The organism is Streptomyces sp. NBC_00647 (genome assembly GCF_045207245.1).
Taxonomy (GTDB): domain Bacteria; phylum Actinomycetota; class Actinomycetes; order Streptomycetales; family Streptomycetaceae; genus Streptomyces.
The window spans coordinates 774,503-792,903 of sequence record NZ_CP109040.1 but is presented as its reverse complement, the minus strand read 5'-3'; the positions used below and the strand labels follow the sequence as shown (position 1 = coordinate 792,903).

The 18,401-nt window shown below is 70.6% G+C and carries 19 protein-coding genes and 1 pseudogene; 6 read left to right on the top strand and 14 right to left on the bottom strand.

Annotated features, from left to right (window positions below):
• Positions 1–25: 25 nt before the first annotated feature.
• A complete protein-coding gene (locus tag OG788_RS03385) occupies positions 26–487 on the top strand; it encodes an ArsI/CadI family heavy metal resistance metalloenzyme (RefSeq protein WP_406369019.1) in 462 nt (153 codons plus the stop codon).
• A gap of 84 nt (positions 488–571) precedes the next feature.
• Here OG788_RS03385 and OG788_RS03380 read toward each other — a convergent pair whose 3' ends face one another.
• Positions 572–1,717, bottom strand: coding sequence for an RNA polymerase sigma factor (locus OG788_RS03380; protein WP_406376657.1), 1,146 nt, complete (start codon positions 1,715–1,717; stop codon positions 572–574).
• Positions 1,718–1,725: 8 nt separating this feature from the next.
• A complete protein-coding gene (locus OG788_RS03375; protein WP_406369018.1) occupies positions 1,726–2,133 on the bottom strand; it encodes a YciI family protein in 408 nt (135 codons plus the stop codon).
• Between the two features lie 212 nt (positions 2,134–2,345).
• On the opposite strand from OG788_RS03375, the gene OG788_RS03370 reads away from it, so the two are divergent.
• From OG788_RS03370 to OG788_RS03360, 3 genes are read left to right on the top strand one after another with little or no spacing between them, the layout of a single operon-like run.
• On the top strand, positions 2,346–3,008 hold the full coding sequence (locus tag OG788_RS03370; RefSeq protein WP_406369017.1) for a TetR/AcrR family transcriptional regulator: 663 nt from the start codon (positions 2,346–2,348) through the stop codon (positions 3,006–3,008).
• Positions 3,005–4,369: an MFS transporter gene (locus tag OG788_RS03365; RefSeq protein ID WP_406369016.1), complete on the top strand. Its 1,365-nt coding sequence runs from the start codon at positions 3,005–3,007 to the stop codon at positions 4,367–4,369. Before OG788_RS03370 ends, OG788_RS03365 begins: the two co-directional genes overlap by 4 nt.
• Positions 4,369–5,865 carry a pyridoxal phosphate-dependent decarboxylase family protein gene (locus tag OG788_RS03360; protein WP_406369015.1) on the top strand — a complete coding sequence of 499 codons (1,497 nt, stop codon included), beginning with the start codon at positions 4,369–4,371 and terminating at the stop codon, positions 5,863–5,865. Before OG788_RS03365 ends, OG788_RS03360 begins: the two co-directional genes overlap by 1 nt.
• A 232-nt stretch (positions 5,866–6,097) precedes the next feature.
• On the opposite strand, the gene OG788_RS03355 is transcribed toward OG788_RS03360, so the two are convergent.
• The 5 genes from OG788_RS03355 to OG788_RS03335 all read right to left on the bottom strand — a co-directional run bounded on the left by OG788_RS03355 (position 6,098) and on the right by OG788_RS03335 (position 9,570).
• On the bottom strand, positions 6,098–6,622 hold the full coding sequence (locus OG788_RS03355; RefSeq protein WP_406369014.1) for a hypothetical protein: 525 nt from the start codon (positions 6,620–6,622) through the stop codon (positions 6,098–6,100).
• A 119-nt stretch (positions 6,623–6,741) separates the two neighbouring features.
• Complete coding sequence (locus OG788_RS03350; protein ID WP_356757293.1) at positions 6,742–6,915, bottom strand: hypothetical protein; 174 nt, start codon at positions 6,913–6,915, stop codon at positions 6,742–6,744.
• A 25-nt stretch (positions 6,916–6,940) separates the two neighbouring features.
• Positions 6,941–7,297 (bottom strand): PRC-barrel domain-containing protein, encoded by a 357-nt coding sequence (locus OG788_RS03345; protein ID WP_406376656.1) that lies wholly within the window; start codon positions 7,295–7,297, stop codon positions 6,941–6,943.
• Positions 7,298–7,590: 293 nt separating this feature from the next.
• Positions 7,591–8,616 (bottom strand): YrhB domain-containing protein, encoded by a 1,026-nt coding sequence (locus OG788_RS03340; RefSeq protein WP_406369013.1) that lies wholly within the window; start codon positions 8,614–8,616, stop codon positions 7,591–7,593.
• Positions 8,617–8,673: 57 nt separating this feature from the next.
• Positions 8,674–9,570, bottom strand: a complete 897-nt coding sequence (locus OG788_RS03335) for a LysR family transcriptional regulator (RefSeq protein ID WP_406369012.1) — start codon at positions 9,568–9,570, stop codon at positions 8,674–8,676.
• A 177-nt stretch (positions 9,571–9,747) separates the two neighbouring features.
• Here OG788_RS03335 and OG788_RS03330 point away from each other — a divergent pair, with 177 nt between their 5' ends.
• Positions 9,748–10,113, top strand: a complete 366-nt coding sequence (locus tag OG788_RS03330; RefSeq protein ID WP_351551031.1) for an SgcJ/EcaC family oxidoreductase — start codon at positions 9,748–9,750, stop codon at positions 10,111–10,113.
• 114 nt (positions 10,114–10,227) lie between these two features.
• Here OG788_RS03330 and OG788_RS03325 read toward each other — a convergent pair whose 3' ends face one another.
• The 6 genes and pseudogenes from OG788_RS03325 to OG788_RS03300 form a co-directional block, all read right to left on the bottom strand.
• Positions 10,228–11,208 (bottom strand): phosphotransferase, encoded by a 981-nt coding sequence (locus tag OG788_RS03325; RefSeq protein WP_406369011.1) that lies wholly within the window; start codon positions 11,206–11,208, stop codon positions 10,228–10,230.
• A gap of 24 nt (positions 11,209–11,232) precedes the next feature.
• Complete coding sequence (locus OG788_RS03320; RefSeq protein ID WP_406369010.1) at positions 11,233–12,369, bottom strand: sensor histidine kinase; 1,137 nt, start codon at positions 12,367–12,369, stop codon at positions 11,233–11,235.
• Complete coding sequence (locus OG788_RS03315; protein WP_406369009.1) at positions 12,362–13,057, bottom strand: response regulator transcription factor; 696 nt, start codon at positions 13,055–13,057, stop codon at positions 12,362–12,364. The genes OG788_RS03320 and OG788_RS03315 overlap by 8 nt, the downstream gene beginning before the upstream one ends.
• 68 nt (positions 13,058–13,125) lie before the next feature.
• Positions 13,126–13,830 (bottom strand): VanZ family protein, encoded by a 705-nt coding sequence (locus OG788_RS03310; RefSeq protein ID WP_406369008.1) that lies wholly within the window; start codon positions 13,828–13,830, stop codon positions 13,126–13,128.
• A 294-nt stretch (positions 13,831–14,124) separates the two neighbouring features.
• The gene (locus tag OG788_RS03305; RefSeq protein WP_406369007.1) at positions 14,125–14,424 is read right to left on the bottom strand and encodes a hypothetical protein; all 300 of its coding nucleotides are present in this window, start codon (positions 14,422–14,424) and stop codon (positions 14,125–14,127) included.
• Positions 14,425–14,683: 259 nt separating this feature from the next.
• Positions 14,684–15,602 (bottom strand): annotated as a pseudogene (locus OG788_RS03300) (LysR family transcriptional regulator).
• A 100-nt stretch (positions 15,603–15,702) separates the two neighbouring features.
• Here OG788_RS03300 and OG788_RS03295 point away from each other — a divergent pair.
• On the top strand, positions 15,703–16,719 hold the full coding sequence (locus tag OG788_RS03295; protein WP_406369006.1) for an NADP-dependent oxidoreductase: 1,017 nt from the start codon (positions 15,703–15,705) through the stop codon (positions 16,717–16,719).
• Positions 16,720–16,919: 200 nt separating this feature from the next.
• Here OG788_RS03295 and OG788_RS03290 read toward each other — a convergent pair whose 3' ends face one another.
• The gene (locus OG788_RS03290) at positions 16,920–18,320 is read right to left on the bottom strand and encodes an FAD-dependent oxidoreductase (RefSeq protein WP_406369005.1); all 1,401 of its coding nucleotides are present in this window, start codon (positions 18,318–18,320) and stop codon (positions 16,920–16,922) included.
• Positions 18,321–18,401: the final 81 nt, after the last annotated feature.

Genomic DNA, 18,401 nt, shown 5'->3' with positions numbered 1-18,401 from the left:
ACCCATCACCAGCAGGAGGCTCGCCATGTCCCGTGTCCAGCTCGCCCTCCGCGTCCCCGACCTCGCCGCGTCCATCGCCTTCTACACCAAGCTGTTCGGCACCGAGCCCGCCAAACTCCGCGACGGCTACGCCAACTTCGCCATCGCCGAGCCCCCGCTCAAACTCGTCCTCGTCGAAGGAGCCGAGGGAGAGGACACCCGCATGGACCACCTCGGCGTCGAGGTCGAGACGACCGAGGCAGTGCATGCGGCAACCCTCCGGCTCGCCGAGGCCGGGATGGCCACCGTCGAGGAGAACGACACCACCTGCTGCTACGCCCTCCAGGACAAGGTCTGGGTCCACGGCCCGGGTCAGGAACCCTGGGAGGTGTACGTCGTGAAGGCCGACGCGGGCACCCTGGCCAAGCAGCGGGGCGGCGCCTGCTGCACCGGGCCGAGCGAGGATGCGCCGGACGAGTCGACGACCTCAGCGGCAAGCTGTTGCTGACGGCTGACGGCTGACGGCTGACGGCTGACGGCTGACGGCTGACGGCTGACAGATGGCCGCCTCCCGTGGGTTGCTGATGAACCGTCAGTGAGGTCGACGGGCGTTGAGCCGGGCGGCCTGGCGTGTCAGGTGGTCGCGCTCGGCGAGGTTGGGTGCCTTTTGGGCCGCCTCGGCGTACAGCCGTGCCGCCGTCGCCAGGTCGCCGTCGCGCTCGTGGAGGTATGCCGCCACGGCGGTGTGGCGAGGCAGGGAGTCCTTCAGCGCCGCGAGCGCCGCCAGGCCGGCGCGTGGCCCGTCGGCCTCACCGACGGCCACCGCGCGGTTGAGCCGGACGACCGGGCTGTCGGTCAGGCGCGTGAGCTCGTCGTACCACTCGACGATCTGTACCCAGTCGGTCTCCCCGGCGGTGGGCGCGTCGGCGTGGAGTGCCGCGATGGCGGCCTGGGCCTGGAACTCGCCCAGCCGGTCGCGGGCGAGGGCGGCCTGAAGGATGGTGACGCCCTCGGCGATCGACGCGGTGTCCCACCGGCCGCGGTCCTGCTCGGCCAGCGGCACCAGGCTGCCGTCGGGCGCGGTCCGGGTGGCACGCCGGGCGTGGTGCAGCAGCATGAGGGCGAGCAACCCCGCCACCTCGGGGTGATCGATGGCGGCCGCGAGCTGCCGGGTGAGGCGGATGGCCTCGGCGGCGAGGTCGACGTCGCCGGAGTAGCCCTCGTTGAAGACCAGGTAGAGGACGCGCAGCACGGTGTCGACATCGCCGGGCTGGTCGAACCGCACGCCGGAGACGGTGCGCTTGGCCCGGCTGATGCGCTGAGCCATGGTCGCCTCGGGCACCAGGTAGGCCTGGGCGATCTGGCGGGTGGTCAGCCCGCCGACGGCGCGCAGCGTGAGCGCGACCGCGGACGAGGGCGTCAGCGACGGATGGGCGCACAGGAAGTAGAGCTGGAGCGTGTCGTCCACCGCGGGCGCGGGCCCCGGCGCCGGCTCCTCCTCGACGAGGTCCTCACGTCGGCGGCGGGCCGTGTCCGATCGGGTCGCGTCGAGGAACTTGCGCCAGGCCACGGTGACCAGCCAGCCCTTCGCATCCCGCGGAGGGTCGGCGGGCCACACGCGGACCGCCTCGACCAGCGCGTCCTGCACGGCGTCCTCGGCCGCCGCGAAGTCGGCTCCGCGGCGGACGAGGATGCCGAGCACACTCGGCGTGAGGCTCCGGAGCAGAACCTCGTTCATCTGAGAGGTCACTCCGTGATGGTGGGCGACACGCCGTAGAACGGGCGCAGCTCGAGCCATTCGTGGATCGGCTCGCCGCCCGCACCGGGGGCGGCCGACAGCTCCCCGGCCAGGTCGACAGCGCGCTCGTAGGTGTCGACGTCGATCACCATCCAGCCGGCGATGAGGTCCTTGGTCTCGGCGAACGGTCCGTCGGTGACCGGCGGGCGACCCTCGCCGTCGTACCGGACGAACGTCCCCTCGGGGGCCAGTGCCTGGCTGTCGACGAACTCGCCGGTCTTCTCGAGCCGGGCCGCGAAGTCGTTCATGTACTGCAGATGGGCCGAGATCTCCTCCGGTGTCCACTGGTCCATCGGCGCGTCGTTGACCGCAGCCGGAGCTCCGCGGTAGTGCTTGAGCAGCAAGTACTTGGCCATCGTGCTTCTCCTCGGTGCTGGTGCGGCCCATTCTGGCCGCTTTCACGTCGGGGACGGAGCCGGCCACGGGTTCTCGACATCACCGTCCGACTTTTTTGGCACATCCGATTTCCTGCCTCTTGGAGGCCTTCGCGCAGCGACAGGGCGAGCCCGCTGAAATCCTCTCCATCAATCGATTGATCAGTGGCCCGCGGCGGCGTAATCTCCCCGCCATGTCCGAGTCGCCGCCCGCCTCCCCGGCCCCCGATCCACCACCCGCCGATGCCAGTCGTGAACGCATCATCGCGGCCGCCACCTCCCTCTTCGCCGACAACGGCTACGACGGCACCAGCACCCGCCGAATCGCCGCCGAGGCGGGGCTGAACATGGCCACCGTCGCCTACCACGTCGGCGGGAAGCCGGACCTCTACCGCGAGGTCATGCTCCGCGCCCACCTCGCCGAGCAACGGGTGCTGACGGACGCCTTGGTCGCGTTCCGGGCGCTCGCGCCCACCGATCCGGTCGCGGCCGTCACCGGCCTGGTCGACCGGTACCTCGACTTCTGTCTCGACCAGCCCCACATCCCGGCCCTCTGGATGCGCCGCTGGCTCTCGGACGCCGCCGAGTTCGCGGATCTGGAGGCCACCTACGCGCGACCGCTGATCGAGTCCGTCCGGGACACGGTGCGCGAGGTCGTGCCGGCGGCACAGCCGGCCGGGTCCGCCGCGCCCACCGACATCGAGATGACCGTCTGGACGGTGCTCTGGAGCACCCACGGCTTCTGCCGCTCGGGCATCCGCGCCGAGGTCCCGCGCTTCCGCGCGCACCTGCGTGCCCTCGTCCTGCGTGATCTCGGGCTCGGTGCCCGGGAACCACGCGACCAGGGGCACGGATGACGACCGCCGTATTCCCCGCGGGCCCCGCCGCCGGAATCACCCGCCGCCGTCTCTTCGCCTACGGCCTCGGTTCGGTCGGCACCGGCGTTTTCTCCACCGTCCCCGGCCTGCTGCTCCTGTACTTCATGACCGACGCGCTGGGCGTCCCCGCCGGCATCGCCGGACTCGTGGTCACTCTGCCCAAGGCCTGGGACGCCGTGTTCAACCCGATGGTCGGTGCCGCCAGCGACCGCGAGGCCGTCCGTACCGGCCGTCGTACGCGCCTGCTCGTCGCGGGCGCGCTCGCCCTGCCGGCGGCGTTCGCGGCGATGTTCCTGTCACCGATGACCGGCACCGGCGCGGTCGCCTGGGTGACCGTCACCTTCGTACTGGCCGCCAGCGCCTTCTCGCTGTTCCAGGTTCCGTACGTCTCCCTGCCCGCCGAGATGTCCTCCGTCCCGGCCGTCCGCACGCGGATCATGGTCTGGCGGATCGTCTTCCTGACCCTGGGCATCCTCGTCGCGGGCGGCGCGGCCCCCGCCGTGGTCACCGCTGCGGGCGGCGGCCGGACAGGATACGGAGCGATGGGGGTGACCGTGGGCCTCGTCATCACGGCTGTCCTGCTGGTGCCCGCCCTCGGTACCCGCTGGGTGCGCTCCCACCCCGGACCCGAACCCCTCGGCCTGGTCGCGGCCTTCCGTACGGCCCGCGGCAACCGCGCCTTCTTCGCGCTGCTGGCCTCCTTCGTGCTGCAGGCCGCCGCCGTCGCGATCATGCTCGCCGCCGCACCCTACGTCGCCACCTACCGCCTCGGCGGCTACGGCCTGACCTCGGTCCTCTTCGTCTGCCTGGTCGCACCAAGCGCGATCGCCGTTCCCCTGTGGGCCAAAGCCGCCGGACGCTGGGGCCGGCTGCGCTGCCTCACGGTCGCGACGTGCGGTTACGCCGCCGGCGCCGCGGCCCTGTTCCCGGCCGCCGGAAGCGACAGCGACACCGGCGCGGTCGTCGCGACGCTCGCACTCTGCGGGGTGCTCGGCATCTGCTACGCGGCCCTGCAGGTCCTCCCGCTCGCCCTGCTGCCCGACACGGTGCACGCCGACACGGCCAGGACCGGCCACGCTCAGTCCGGCGCGTTCACCGGGCTGTGGACGGCCGGCGAGACCGTCGGCCTCGCGGCCGGGCCCGGCGCCTACGCGATCGCCCTGGCCGCCACCGGCTTCGTCTCCTCGACCCTGGACCATCCGGTCGCTCAGACCGCCACCGCACGAACCGGCATCCTGCTGGGCTTCAGTCTCATCCCCGCCCTGCTCATGCTGCTCTCCCTGCCCGCCCTGCGCGCCTACGGCCGCCGCCGCGACCGGCAAGAAACGGAATCCATCTGATGACGACTCCTCAGCAGGCCCCCGCCCGGGCCGCCCACCCCGGCCTGCCCGAGACCGGCCGCACCGGCGCCGACCTCCTCGCCGAACTCGCCGTCCTCACCGCCGCGGACCTGCCGACCCGGGGCGGGCACACCACCGCCTACGTCTACGACAGCGGCCGTCCCGAAGTACGCGAAGCCGCCGAGCGGGCCTACCTGAGCATGATGGAGGTCAACGGCCTGGACCCGACCGCCTTCCCCAGCATCGTCGCCCTGGAACGCCAGGTCATCGGCGCGACCGCCACCCGCCTCGGCGGCGACGACACCACCCCGGGCATCTTCACCAGCGGCGGAACCGAGTCGATCATCCTGGCGGTGAAGGCCGCCCGGGACGCCCGCCCGGACGTCGTCGCCCCGGAGATCGTCGTCCCCGTCACCGCCCACGCCGCCTTCCACAAGGCCGGCAGCTACCTGCGGGTCACCGTGCGCAGCGCACCCGTGGACCCGGTGACCTACCGGGCCGACCCCGCGGCCGTAGCGGCGCTCTGCAACGAGAACACCGTTCTCGTCGTCGCCTCCGCCCCTTCCTACGCCCACGGCGTCATCGACCCCGTCGCGGAGATAGCCGCCGACGCCGCCGCCCGCGGCATCCCCTGCCACGTCGACGCCTGTGTCGGCGGCTGGCTGCTGCCCTGGCTCGCCGAGGCCGGCGCGCCCGTCCCGGCCTTCGACCTCTCCGTCCCCGGCGTCACCTCCCTCTCCTGCGACCTGCACAAGTTCGGGTACGCCCCCAAGGGCGCCTCCGTGCTGCTGTTCCGCGACGAGGCCCTGCGTCTGAACGCCTACTACGCCTGCGCCACCTGGCCCGGCTACAGCGTCGTCAACTCCACCATCCAGAGCAGCAAGGGGGCCGGACCCCTGGCCGGGGCGTGGGCCACGCTGCAGGCGCTCGGCGCCGACGGCTACCGCGAACTCGGCCGCGCCGCCCTGTCCGCGACCCGCAGACTGATCGCCGGCGTCGAGGGCATCGACGGCCTCACCGTCCTCGGCACCCCTGAAGCCACGCTCGTCGCCATCGGTACCGACCCGACCGCCGACACCCCGCTCGACCTCTTCGCCCTCGCCGACGAGACCCGCGCCCGTGGCTTCTTCCTCCAGCCCCAACTCAGCCTCGACGGCCTCCCGGCCAACCTGCACCTGACCCTCACCGGGGTCAGCGAGCACGGAGTCGAGAGTCTGCTCGCCGTCCTGCGCGATTGCGTCGACATCGTCCGTCCGCTCGGCCCGGCCACGCCCCCCGCGGACATCGTCGACCTGCTCCAACAGGTGGACCTGACCGAACTCGACAACGCGTCCTTCGCGGCGCTGCTCCCCGCCGCGGGTGTCGACCTGACCGGCGACAACGCGGCCCGCATGGCCCCGGTCAACCGCCTCCTGGACGCCCTCCCGGCGGCGACCCGCGAGGTCATCGTCACCCGCTTCCTCTCCGCGCTCTACAGCCCGTACCTGGGCGGGTGACAACTCCCGTCACCCGGTGACGGTTTCGGCCGACGAGCCGCAAGGGGTACGAGGGTCATGGCCGGGTACGACGGTCATGACCGGGTAGGACGACGGTCATGACCGGGTAGGACGACGGTCATGACCGGGTAGGACGACGGTCATGGCCGGGTGCGAGGGCACGGACCCGGCCATGAGTGCTCCGATCCCTTGCGTTCGCGGCTGTGGCGGCCCTGATTCCGGTGCTGCCGGGTCATGAAGACCAGATCGGGTCGTCCGGTGCCGGTCGCCCGGAGAAGCGCTGAAGCGGATCGCCGGCCAGTGAGAGCCGGTGCCGCGCGGTGACGATGAAGTCGTTCTGCGCCGATTCCACGCGTGCGCGAAGGGCGAACCAGTTCTCCCCGGGTGGCAGGCCTCGTTTGACCATGGTGTGAAGACGCCATATCTGCTCGTCCAGGGCGTGCGCGGCTTCCGCGATGTCCTTGTCGGCGACAAGGTTGACCATGCTCAGCGCCTCGTTCCACGGCCGCCAGTCAATGGTCGTAGGGATGACGACACCTTGAGGAACGGACTCGGAGCGGCTGGCCTCCATCTCGCTGAGACCCACGAGGACACCTGATGACTCGCGCAGGACGCGCGCGCAGGTTGCGGTCACCTGGTCCCGGACCCAGTGCCTGTCCTGCGCTCTCCGGCTGACCGTACTGCCCGCGAAGACACCGATCAGCGTCGTCGCGACCGCTCCGACAGGGGCGGCAAGCAAGCTCCACAGCGCAGACATGGATCCAGTGTGAAGCGATGAAGCGTTGTCCGGGTTCGAATCCCCGACGATCGCCCTGCCTGCCTGCCTGCCTGCCTGCCTGCCTGCCTGCCCGGCTGTGCTGGGTCGGACCGTCGGGCTCACCGGGCCATGCGATGCTTTCGGCCGCCGCGGCGGAAGCGCATGCCGGCGTAGGCGAGGTCGGCGAGCAGGACGAGGCAGCCGATGATCAGCAGGTAGAACAGTCCGTGCGCGGCGAACCCGATGATGCCCAGGACGAGGGCTACAAGGAGCAGGAACAGAAAAAGGCTCATCGGCTCTCCCGGCGGCTTCGGCGGATCAGCGACGTGCGAGGCGGCGCTCGCCCTTGACGCCCGTCATGTAGTCGAGTTCGTAGTGTGCGAACACTCCTGGTTCGTCCTCGGCGGGCAGGACGCCGTCCGTGTCGATGGAGGGGGCCTTCTTCACCAGGTTCTTGTCGTGGACGACCTTCAGGTAGCCCGGCCCGACGGTCGCGCCGTCGAGAGGCACGAAGACCAGGCGACGGCGCGTGGGCAGGCCCACGGTCACCGTCGCGAAGGAAGGACTGTCGGTCGCCGTGTCGACGTAGACGGATTCGAGAACGCCGATCTTGTGGCCACCGGGGTCCACCACGTCGTGACCACGCCATTCGCGGATGTCACCTGCCTCGAACATCATGAACCTCCACAGGGGGAGTACCCCGGATCACGGACCTGATGCCCCGGCCGCTCGCCTCGCCCCGCCGGGAATCACCGGCCGACGTGCTGGGACGGGCGGTCCGGAGCGCCCTGCCCGCCAGGACCCGGCACACCTACGGCGACCTCGGCGGTTCGAACTGGGCGACGATCCGGTGTGCGTACTCGTCCTCCGGGCCGAGGTCCTGGACCACTTGGCGGGCCGAGGCGCTGCCACGTGCAGCGGATCGGGGGCGTACGGGGTCGGGTACGGACCATCATGGCTGACAACCTCTACGGCTGGTCCTGGTCAAAGAATTGATCTTCCAGTGAGAGCATCTCGGCGAGGCTGAGGTGGCGTGGTGCCCAGCCGGAGGCGGCGGCGTGGGTGAGGAAGCGGTCGTCGAGGGCCAGGTGGTACGTCTCGACGTAGTAGGCGAGCGCCGAGTCCCAGAACCAAGTCCCGTCGCTCTGCAGGGAGATTCCGCCGATCATCGTTCCGTCGCCGCGCAGCACGTCGTACGAAGCCGAGCCGGACACCGCCAGAACGGAACCGGCCCGGAGGTAGGCGACCAACTCGGCTTCGTGGGGACGGGGTTCGGGGGTGGCGGCGTCGTGGATGCTCGGCGCATCGTCGTGGTCGGCGGAGAGTTCGCGGAATTGGCCCACGAATCGCGTTCGGCACCGTTCGGCGTTCTGTCGGCGCCGGTGGGGGGCCACGCCTGGCAGCGTGGGTGCCGGAAAGGGCCCGGTCATCGGTGTGTTGGGCCCGGTGATGGTCTCCACGCCCGACGCGACAGGCTCCCTGGGGCGTGGGAGAGCTTCGACGGCCTGTGCGAACAGGTCGGCCGGCGGGCTCTGGCCGGCCTTCAACGCGTCCAGGTAGGCCGTCGCGTCACGGAGGCCGAGGCAGCTGACGCGTCGGCGCAGCAGGCGCAGAGCGTGGGCCCTCCCTCGCGTGTCGGCGATCGAGCGCACTTCGTCGTGCAGCGCGTCGACCGGTCCCGGCAGGTGCTGCCCTTTCACGCGGGTGAGGTAGTCGTTCTCCCAGGCCCCGGTGACGGCGTCCACCACTGGGATGCGGTGCAGGCTGCCGTTCTCCTTGTCCACCAGGTAGGGGCCGTTGCCCACCAAGGCGTGTCGATGGTCCGGCGTGCGCAGGTGGTCCTCGGACTGCCAGGAGACCATCCAGCCCAGCGCGTGCTCCCTGACCCGGGACACCGCCACACGGACGGAATTGCCGTAGGCCGCGAGCTCCGCGCGGTGGTCGCGCTCCAGCTGCGCCTCGACCAGCAGGACGGCGAACTCGCGGGTGATCATCCCGACCAGCATCAGCGATCCCGCCCGCACCCACCAGCGAATTTCACCGCTCGCACGTCAACGGCCCGAAGGAACCGGGCCGGTGAACGCCTGCCGGGCGTGGACCAGCAGCTCGCGCACGGCGGGACTGCTCGTGCTTCTCCAGACCAGGGCGAGCAGTGCGGTCGTCTCGGCGTCATCGATGGTGCGGGCGGTGAGCCGGTCGCGGTAGCTCGCGGCCATGGATTCGCTGAGGATGGCGGCGCCGAGTCCACGGGCGGCGAGGCCGGCGATGGCGTCCGCGGCGCCGGCCTGCAACGTGATCTCGGGTTGGAGGTCCTGTGCGGCGCAGGCGCGGTCCCATGCGGAGCGCAGCCCGGTGCCGGGCGGCATGCACACGATCGGATGGGCGACCACGTCGCGGAGAGTGACCCGCCGCTGTTTCGCCAAGGGGTGGCCGGCCGGCACCGCCACGACGAGCCGCTCGCTCAGGATGGTGAGCGCCTCCAGCCCTTCCGGGTCCGCGGTCGCGGTCCCGATGAGAGCCACGTCGATGGCGCCGGCGCGTACCTCCTCGACGAGCCGGTCGGAGTTGTCCTCCAGCAGCGAGAGCTCCACGCCGGGATGTGCCTGGTGGAAGGCGGCGAGGGCGTCGAACAGCGGCGTGAGGGTGCAGCCCATGACCATCCCGATCGTGAGCCGACCGCGGATCAGGTGGGAGACCTCGTCCACGGCCTGGCCCACGGCCGCGGCCGCGGCCAGCGCGGCGCGGGCTGGTTCGAGGGCGGCCTTGCCGGCGGCTGTGAGGGTGGCGGTGCGTGCTGACCGGTCGAACAGATCGGCACCGAGTTCCCGCTCCAGCCGGCGGATCTGTGCGCTGACCCCGGGCTGGCTGATGTGGACTCGCTCGGCAGCCCGGGTGAAGCTCCGCTCTTCGGCGACCGCGACGAAGTACTCCAGCTGCCTCAGTTCCATAACTATCGATTCTAGCTTTCAGTGAATCCATCTATTGGACTTCTGATCGGCCTGCTATCACGCTGGGAACCGCGACCACGCCCGGAAGCATCAAGCACCACCAAGCACCAAGCACCTAGCACCAAGCACCAAGCACACCAAGCACACCAAGCACCGAAGCGACAGCAGGAGGTACCCATGCCGGAGTACGAGAAGGCCATGCGGCCCGAGGACATCACGCGCCTGTTCGTCGAACGGTCCAACGCCGGTGACGCGGCCGGAGTCGCGGCGCTCTACGAGGAGGACGCGGTGATGGCCTACCCGCCCGGTGACCGGACGGTGGGCCGTGAGGCCATCCGAGCACTGTGGGAAAAGGTGCTCGCCGACCGGCCCCGCTTCGAGCCGGAACAACCCCTGCCGACACTGATCAGTGACGGCATCGCCCTCACCTCGACCCCGCCGAAGGACGGAACCGGTGCCCGGGCACAGGTCGTCCGGCGCCAGCCCGACGGCAGTTGGCTGCGCCTGCTCGACCAGCCCGAGTTCGTCGCACCGGTCCGCTGAGCCCGTCGGCGGCGGCGTCGAACGGGGACATCGAGCCATCGTCCCGCCGCGCGCGGGGACCGAGTACGGCCGGTCGGCCCTACTCGTCGCGCACACCGCCCGGGCCGCCGCCGATCACCACGGCGCCTCAAGGGCCGCGGTCAGCCGGGAGACGGCCGCCAGATCCGGGACGCGGCGCAAGGAAGCGACGACCTGGTTGCCCGCGAACTCTCGCTGCGCGGCGGTGACGGTCCGATCGATGGCGCACTCGGCCTGTACGTAGATGAAGTTCAAGTCCGTCGCGAAAAGCATCGAGAACGACTGCGGTCCCTTGACGGCAGCGCGGCCTCCGGCGTTCCGGTAGGCCCGTGCCAGTCGTCTGACGGAATCACCGCTCGCCCGGCCGTGGCCCGACCATATGTACAGGGCCCGGGCGAGCTCCCGTTCCGCCGAAACGGGCCCGGCGTTGTCCCAGTCGAGCAGTACCGGGCCGTCCGGGCCGACCAGAACGTTCTGGGGCTGCAGGTCGAGATGCGACATCACCAGATCGTCGAGGCCGGACGGGGTCACCCATGGCGCCAGCTCGGCCACCGACGTGGTGATGAACCGGCCCAGTGCGTCGGACCACGGCAGGCCGGCCCGAGCGACCCTTGCGTGCAGCTCGCTCCACTCGGCGTCCTGGGGGCACCGCTCGTACCAGGAATCCGGTGGCTCGGTCGCGCCCTCTCCCGCCGTGTGGAGGAGTGCCATGGTCCGGCCGAACCAGTCGAGGATGCCCGGATCGGACGCGTCCGCGGTGGTGCCGTCGATCCAGTCGTACACCTTGACGGAGGACCCGCCGGACGAGGGAGCGAGACGGGAGACGTAGGCGCCATGGTGATTGGGAAGGAGCCGTGGCGATGCGATGCCCAGGTCCTCCGCGGCCTGCCGTAACGCGGCCTCCCGGCGGACCTGAGCCTCGTCACAGCCGAAGAGAAGTTCCTTCACCGCCCACGAGGAGCCGTTCGCGGACAACTTCCAGATCTGGCCCAACGCACCGCGCGTGACCGGTGTCAGGGTCCACGGTCCCGCGTCGAGCGCGTAGGTCTCGGCGATGAGTTCGGCGGTGTCGCGCATGCAGATATGCCTCCGGTCGACGATCTAGTGGGCCCCGCTCGGGGAGCCACCTTGCGGCGTGCCGGGAAGCCGGACCGTGACGAGGAGGCCGCCGGCGGGGCGGGGGACGAGGTCGAGGGTTCCGTCATGGGCACGGACGATGCTGTGCACGATGGCCAGGCCGAGGCCGAGGCCGACGCCTGCGTGCTCGTCGGTGCGTACGCGTTCCGTTCCGCGCCGGAAGGGTTCGGTGAGGGTCGGTACCAGTTCCGGTGGGAGCGGACGGCCCGTGTTCTCGACCCGCAACACGCTCGTGGCGCAGTCCGCCTCGGTGTGGACCGTCACGGTGCCGTCGGCGGGGAGGTTGTGGACGATGGCGTTCTGGACGAGGTTCGTCACCATCCGCAGCAGGAGCTCCGCGGAGCCGCTGGTCCGGGCCGCCCCGCCGGTGACGTCGAGCGTGATCCGGCGCTGTTCGGCGAGCGGAAGCAGCGTTTCGGAGGCTTCTTCGGCGATGAGGGAGAGGTCGACGCTCTCGCGGGCGAAGTTTCCGCGGTCGCCGCGGCTGAGCAGCAGGAGGGCCTCGGTGAGGTCGATCGCCCGCGTGTTGACCGCGTGCAGGCGTTCGATGAGTTCGTCCCGGTCGCGTGTGGGGTCCTTACGGGCGACGTCGAGGAGCGTCCGCGAGATCGCCAGCGGGGTGCGCAGTTCGTGCGAGGCGTTCGCGGCGAACCTCTGCTGCTCGGCGACGTGGGACTCGAGCTGTTCGAGCATGGAGTCGAACGCGTCGGAGAGTTCACGGAATTCGTCCTGACGGCCCTTCATGCGGATCCGGTGGGACAGCGACCCCTTCCCGGCCATCCGGGCCGCATCCGTGATCTGTGTGAGGGGTGCGAGCATCCGGCCGGCGAGGATCCATCCTCCCAGGAGGCCGAACATGAGGGAGAAGGCCAGCGCCGTGGCCGCGGCGGGGGCGAAGCCGCGCAGGAGGTCGGCACGGTTGGGCCCGACGATGATCACGGCACCGAACGTCTTCTGGAGGGATCTGGGGTCACTGGTCGGTAGCCAGCGCAGCGCGAACACCCACACAACGGCCAGCAGGAGAGTGCCGGCGACGAAGAGGAATCCGGCATAGCTGAGGGTGAGCTTCAGCCGGGCGCTGCGCCCTGGGCGTCTATTCATGAGTACCGCAGGGTTGGGTGCTGTCCGTGCCGGTGTCGATCCGGTAGCCGACGCCGGGCACCGTGACGATGATCCATGGTTCGCCGAGCCGTTTGCGCAGCGCGGAGACGGTGATGCGCACGGCGTTGGTGAGCGGGTCGGCGTTCTCGTCCCAGGCCCGTTCCAGCAGCTCTTCGGCGCTGACGACCCCGCCCTCGGCGGCGACGAGGACTTCAAGGACGGCGAACTGCTTACGCGTCAGCGCGACGTAGCGTCCCTCGCGGAAGACCTCCCGGCGGAAAGGGTCGAGCCGCACGCCCGCGATCTCGCGGACCGGGGGCCGGGCGTACGCGCGTCGTCGGTCGAGCGCCCTCAGCCGCAGGACGAGCTCCCGCAGCTCGAACGGTTTGGTGAGGTAGTCGTCGGCGCCGAGCCCGAACCCGGAAGCCTTGTCGTCGATCCGGTCGGCAGCGGTGAGCATCAGGATCGGGATGCCGCTGCCGGATGCGACGATGCGCCGGGCGACCTCGTCGCCGGAGGGGCCGGGGACGTCGCGGTCGAGAACCGCGAGGTCGTAGGAGTTGACGCTGAGCAGTTCCAGGGCGGAGTCGCCGTCGCCGGCGATGTCGGCGGCGATCGCCTCCAGCCGCAGACCGTCACGGACGGCCTCGGCCAGGTAGGGCTCGTCCTCCACGATCAGTACGCGCATGTCCCAAGCCTAAGCAGCACGTCATATCGCCGACGTATGCAACGACGGGTGCACACCGGACACGCGACTCAGCCTGCCGGTGCCGGCACGGGGCGAGGCCGGTCCGACGGCGCCTGCGCCGCAGTGCGCCACCAGCGGCGCGACGCCAGTGCGGCCAGCACGGCGCCGGCGGCGTTGACCAGTACGTCGTCCACGGACGACACCCGGTCCAGCCGCAGGACGTACTGTGCGGTTTCGACCAGGACCGAGCAGCCCGCCCCGAGGGCCAGGATCCGCGGGACGGACGCCAGAGCCGCGAACCGCATCGGGGCGAAGAACCCCAGCGACGCGAAGACCAACAGGTTGCCGACGATCCCGAGCGGCCCCATCGTGACCAGGTCCCGCAGCGGTACCAGGCTCACCCGGGCGGGGACGACGCCCGCCCCTCCGCCCGGCATCATGGTCAGCCAGAGGAACGGCACCGTCCCGTGGACCATGCCCACCTCGGCCAGCGACATCCGCCACGCCGATGCGACGCCCACGGCACGCCGACGGAGCGCCAGGGCCCACGCCACCAGCACGGCCAACGGCAGCGCGACCAAGGTCATGAGCACCACACCATTGAACGTGTCGAAGCAGCCGTGCCACCGCCCGGCCATACACATGGGAGCGGACATCATGAGCGGCCGCCGCACGACGAACACGGCGCTCGCCATGCCGAGGATCGCCAGGCCGAGAAGCACGAGCCTGCCCGTACGGCGGTGCGGTGCCGACGGGGATTCGTTGTGGTCCATACCCTCATTGGAGACGGAGGGCGGTTGCGGTGGCGTATGCGATTTTCGATACGCCCGCGATACACGAGACCCTGGCACCGAGGGAACGGGCGCCAGGCCGTGTTGCCAAAAGTCTGGACCCAGTGGAGTGTGGCGGCGAGGCACGGACCGGAGTGGTGGTTGCGGGCGGTCTTGTCTGATCGCATCGCGAGCCCGCGCCACTGCTTGAGCTTGTTGAAGCAGCGCTCGACGACGTTGCGGCCCCGGTACCGCTGACGCTGCTCGTCACCTAAGTCGATCGGGCGGCCCGGTCGGTCAGACGGGATCGGTGAACGAGATCGGCTTGCCGGTGGCGTGGGCATACGCGATCTCCCTGCTCGTGGACTCGCCGATGTACCCGCCGGGGTTGACGACCAGAACCCGGTCAGCCAGGTCGACCTTGCGCAGGTAGAGGGCGTCCAGCGCGGTCTTCTGCTCGTTGGTGATCAACTCGTCTGCTTCGCCTGGCGCGACGACGATGACACCTGCGAAGGTCAGATCACGGTTGGCCGCACGCATCTCGTCCACGAACCGGGCAGAGCCGCAGATGCAGACAATCTCAGGTCGGTCGGGCACGGCTCAGTCCTTCGGTCGAACGGGAAACCGTCAGTGTGCACGTTGACATCACAGACAGGCACACGAGCCAACAACTTACGCAGCGCGATGGACACCACGCTGCTGCACCGTCGCAGGCGGGAGGCGTGGCCCGTACTGGGAATGGCGCTGCTCGACGCGAAGTCCGGGGTGCGCCCGGCTCACCAGCTTCCTTTAGCAACACGGCCTCGTCGCCCGCGAGATGGTCCCGCCGGGCGCCCAGGCCACGCCCTCGGCCCGATCAAGCCCCAGGGCCGGGAAGGCCCAAGTCCTGTGAGGCCGTCGCCCGTAGTTCTCTGACCAAGGCGCGTACGACCGCCGATCCGGCCAGTTCGGAGGTGGTGACGTAGCCGACCTGGCGAGTCGGACGGTCGGGGCCGAGATCGGTGATTCCGACCGAGTTCGGTGCTCCGGCCAGGGAGAGCGCGGGCATGATCGCCATTCCGTGCCCTCCGCTCACCAAGGAGAGCACCGCTCCGTCGTCCTCGGCCTCGATGGTCGCCGTGGGGATCCAGTCCTGGGCGGACCACCAGGCGCGGGTGTACGAGCCGCAGTTCTCGGCCCAGTCGACCAACGGCAGCGAGCGCGGGGTGGCGTGGCCCGTCGCGTGCACCAGGGCGTACGGCTCCTCGAAGAGTCCGCTCGCGATCAGACCCCGGCGGAAAGGGCGCAGAGCCGCCCAGGGTGGCGATGCCTATGTCGGCCTTCCCGTCGGCCACTTCGCCCGCCGTGCCGCGCCCCACCTCGCGTACGATCCGCACCTGCGGTTCGATGCCGGGGTGCCGGGAGCGCAGCCGCCGCAGGACCGGCGGCAGCAGGTGGAGAGCGGCGCTGCGGAAAGCCGCGATGCGCAGCGGGCCCTCCGCGGCATCGGGCCTGGCCGCGCCGCGTGCCTCGGCCGTCAGGACGTCGAGCAGGCGCAGGACGCGGCGGGCGTGCGCGACGGCCTTGTCCCCGGCGGGGGTGGCGCGGGCGCCGGTGCGGCCGCGGTCGAAGAGGACGGCACCGATCTTGCGCTCGCTGCCGCGAACCGAGTGGGAGACCGCGGACTGGGTCAGACCGAGTGTGCCGGCCGCGGCGGAGAAGCCGCCGGTGTCCGCGACCGCCACCAGGACGCGCAGTTCGTGCGGGGCGAGATCGGAGTCGGTCGTGCGGGCCACGGGGCGCTCACCTCAACGTATGAGAACTACTCATGGAACGGTGCGTCGCATGAGCCCAACCGCCTGCCCGGGCACAGCATTCCCGCCCTACGGTCCGGGCATGAACGAGACCGCGCTCACCGTGCACCAGACCGCCCGCCCTCACGGCTATCCCACCGCCGAACACTTCGCCTTCGTCGAGTCCACGCTGCCCGAACCCGCCGCCGGCGGCGCGCTCGTGGAGAACCTCTACTGGTCCGTCGACCCCTACCACCGCGAGATGATGGACGACGTACCCGGCGGCTTCGTGCTCGACGCACCGTTGGAAGGCCGCACCATCGGGCGGGTGATCGCCTCACGCACGCCCCAACTGGCCGAGGGCGAGATCGTGTTCCACCGGCAGGGCTGGCGGACGCACTCGGTGGTCACGCCTCAGGAGATCCGGCGGCTGCCCCGCTTCGAAGGCGTGCCGCTGACCGCGTACCTGAGCACCCTCGGTGGTACCGGCCTGACCGCCTATGTGGGGCTGACCCGGATCGCCCGGCTGCAGGAGGGGGAGGACCTGTTCGTGTCGGCCGCCGCGGGCGGGGTCGGCACGGCGACCGGGCGCTTCGCCCGACTCCTCGGCGCCGGACGGCTGGTGGGCAGCGCGGGCTCCGCGGGGAAGGCCGACCACCTCGTGCGAGGGGTGGGCTACGACGCCGTCTTCGACTACCACGACGGACCCGCCGCCGATCTGCTCGGCAAGGTCGCGCCGGACGGCATCGACGTGTTCGTCGACAACGTGGGCGGCGAGCAACTGGCTGCGGCGATAGGGGCGCTGCGCACGTTCGGGCGCATCGTGCGCGTCGGCACGATCAGTCAGTACAACACCCCCGACGCACCGGCGCCCCTCTTCGACCACGCGGACATCGTGGAGAAGAGCCTCCGCATGGAAGGCTTCCTGGTCAGCAACTACCGCGACGTGCAAGAGGAGTTGTACGACTTCGCCGTACCGCATCTGCAGAGCGGACGACTCGTACCGGACGAGACGGTGGTCGACGGGTTCGAGGGCATCGTGGACGCTTTCCTCGGCATGCTGCGCGGTGAGAACACCGGCAAGATCATCGTGCGGGACCGCACGCAAACCCGACCGTGAACCGACACCCGGACTCCGGTGTCACCAGGGCCCGCGCCCGCCCCGTGCGCCCGCCGGCGCGACCGGCGAAGCCGCCACCCGGCGGTAGTACCCGGCCCGCGCCCCGGTGGCTTCCGCAGGGCGGGACACCAGCCCGGGCATGCGACCGGGGCGAGATCCGGGGGTAGGCCGTGCACAACGGTCCGCCGACAAGGGCGAGTTCACGTGGTGGCGGCTTTGCGTTCGTGCTCCGTCAGCGGTGGGCCCTCCAGAGAAGGCTTCTTCCGGCCGAGACAGACCAGGGCGAGCATGTCGGGCATGAGCAGTCGGGCAGGCGGACTCTCCATGCTCATCACGTCCAGGAGGATGCGAAGGGCATACGGGTTGCGGGAGCCGGCATCGACGGCCTTGTCGACGAACGCAGCGAGGGTCCTTTCCAGGCGGGTGGGAGGCTGGTCACTGGCACCCGGGTAGAACACGTCCTGGCCGACGGCCAGGCTCCAGGCGTTCTCGACCGGGCGTGCCGCGGCTCTCTGGATGCGCCGGGCTGTTCCGGGTGCGTGGACGTCGTGCCGCCGCAGGATGTGGCGCAGGGCGATGACGCTCTGCGCGGCAGCGCTCAGCCCGTGGCCGTAGACGGGGTTGTAGCCGGCCATGGCGTCGCCGAGCACGGCGAAACCGTCGGGCCAGCGGACGGCCTTCTCGTAGTAACGGCGCTTATTGGCCGTGCTGTGCGTGGTGACGACGTCGGTTTCCGGTTCGGCGCCCGCGAGCAGTTCCCCGATGATGGGGTGGGGCAGGCTGAGGGCGAAGGGGAGGAACTCGTCGTTGTCGCTGCTGGGCTGCCCACCGCGGGATCCGGAGAGCGTCACCAGCCACCGGCCGCCTTCCACGGGGGTGATGATGCCGCCCCGGCCGGGGACATGGCGGGGATCGGCCTGGACATTGACGATGGGGAAACCTTCCGCCGTGCTGCCGGGTGCGCGGTATATCCGGCTGGCGTAGCCGATGCCGGCGTCGACGGTGCGCTCGCGGATCGGTGGAAGTCCGAGATCCTGTAGCCAGGCGGGGGCACGGCTGGCGCGGCCGCTCGCGTCGATGACCATGTCGGCCTGGATGGACTGTTCGGATCGATCCGCGCGAATCCTGACACCGGTCACGCGGTCCCCGCCACCCTGCAGGGCGAGCAGTTCGGTCCGCTGCAGGAGGGTGATGCGCTCGTCCTGCAGGACCTTGTCGCGGATCACGGCGTCGAGGAGGTCGCGGCTGCACAGGAGGCTGGTGTGGCGGGCGTGGCTGAACCTGCGGAACCACTGGCCGGACGGGGCCTTGGACACCAAGTCGGTCATGATGCGCGGTGTGTGGGCACCGCGGGCGACAAGCTGTTCGATGATGCCCGGCAAGAGGTCATCGAGGGCCTTGACGCCGCCGGACCACAGCACATGAGCGTGGCGAGCCTGCGGCAGCCCCTTGCGGGGTCGCGGGCCATCGGGCAGCACATCGCGCTCGATGATCCGAACGTCCGCGAAGTCGGCGAGCACGGTCGCGGCCAGCATGCCTGTCATCCCCCCTCCGATGACCACCGCGGTGCGGCGGGAGGCAGTTCTGGCAGACGACGACATGGGGTGCACTCTTTTCTTTTGCGGGGAGGGAGAGGGAACAGAGGCCGGACGTTGCCCAGCCGTGCGCGGCTGAGCATCATG

Coding starts and splice junctions, on each gene's coding strand:
- OG788_RS03385 (WP_406369019.1), top strand. CDS start 26: ATGTCCCGTGTCCAGCTCGCCCTCCGCGTCCCCGACCTCGCCGCGTCC.
- OG788_RS03380 (WP_406376657.1), bottom strand. CDS start 1,717: ATGAACGAGGTTCTGCTCCGGAGCCTCACGCCGAGTGTGCTCGGCATC.
- OG788_RS03375 (WP_406369018.1), bottom strand. CDS start 2,133: ATGGCCAAGTACTTGCTGCTCAAGCACTACCGCGGAGCTCCGGCTGCG.
- OG788_RS03370 (WP_406369017.1), top strand. CDS start 2,346: ATGTCCGAGTCGCCGCCCGCCTCCCCGGCCCCCGATCCACCACCCGCC.
- OG788_RS03365 (WP_406369016.1), top strand. CDS start 3,005: ATGACGACCGCCGTATTCCCCGCGGGCCCCGCCGCCGGAATCACCCGC.
- OG788_RS03360 (WP_406369015.1), top strand. CDS start 4,369: ATGACGACTCCTCAGCAGGCCCCCGCCCGGGCCGCCCACCCCGGCCTG.
- OG788_RS03355 (WP_406369014.1), bottom strand. CDS start 6,622: ATGTCTGCGCTGTGGAGCTTGCTTGCCGCCCCTGTCGGAGCGGTCGCG.
- OG788_RS03350 (WP_356757293.1), bottom strand. CDS start 6,915: ATGAGCCTTTTTCTGTTCCTGCTCCTTGTAGCCCTCGTCCTGGGCATC.
- OG788_RS03345 (WP_406376656.1), bottom strand. CDS start 7,297: ATGTTCGAGGCAGGTGACATCCGCGAATGGCGTGGTCACGACGTGGTG.
- OG788_RS03340 (WP_406369013.1), bottom strand. CDS start 8,616: ATGATCACCCGCGAGTTCGCCGTCCTGCTGGTCGAGGCGCAGCTGGAG.
- OG788_RS03335 (WP_406369012.1), bottom strand. CDS start 9,570: ATGGAACTGAGGCAGCTGGAGTACTTCGTCGCGGTCGCCGAAGAGCGG.
- OG788_RS03330 (WP_351551031.1), top strand. CDS start 9,748: ATGCCGGAGTACGAGAAGGCCATGCGGCCCGAGGACATCACGCGCCTG.
- OG788_RS03325 (WP_406369011.1), bottom strand. CDS start 11,208: ATGCGCGACACCGCCGAACTCATCGCCGAGACCTACGCGCTCGACGCG.
- OG788_RS03320 (WP_406369010.1), bottom strand. CDS start 12,369: ATGAATAGACGCCCAGGGCGCAGCGCCCGGCTGAAGCTCACCCTCAGC.
- OG788_RS03315 (WP_406369009.1), bottom strand. CDS start 13,057: ATGCGCGTACTGATCGTGGAGGACGAGCCCTACCTGGCCGAGGCCGTC.
- OG788_RS03310 (WP_406369008.1), bottom strand. CDS start 13,830: ATGGACCACAACGAATCCCCGTCGGCACCGCACCGCCGTACGGGCAGG.
- OG788_RS03295 (WP_406369006.1), top strand. CDS start 15,703: ATGAACGAGACCGCGCTCACCGTGCACCAGACCGCCCGCCCTCACGGC.
- OG788_RS03290 (WP_406369005.1), bottom strand. CDS start 18,320: ATGTCGTCGTCTGCCAGAACTGCCTCCCGCCGCACCGCGGTGGTCATC.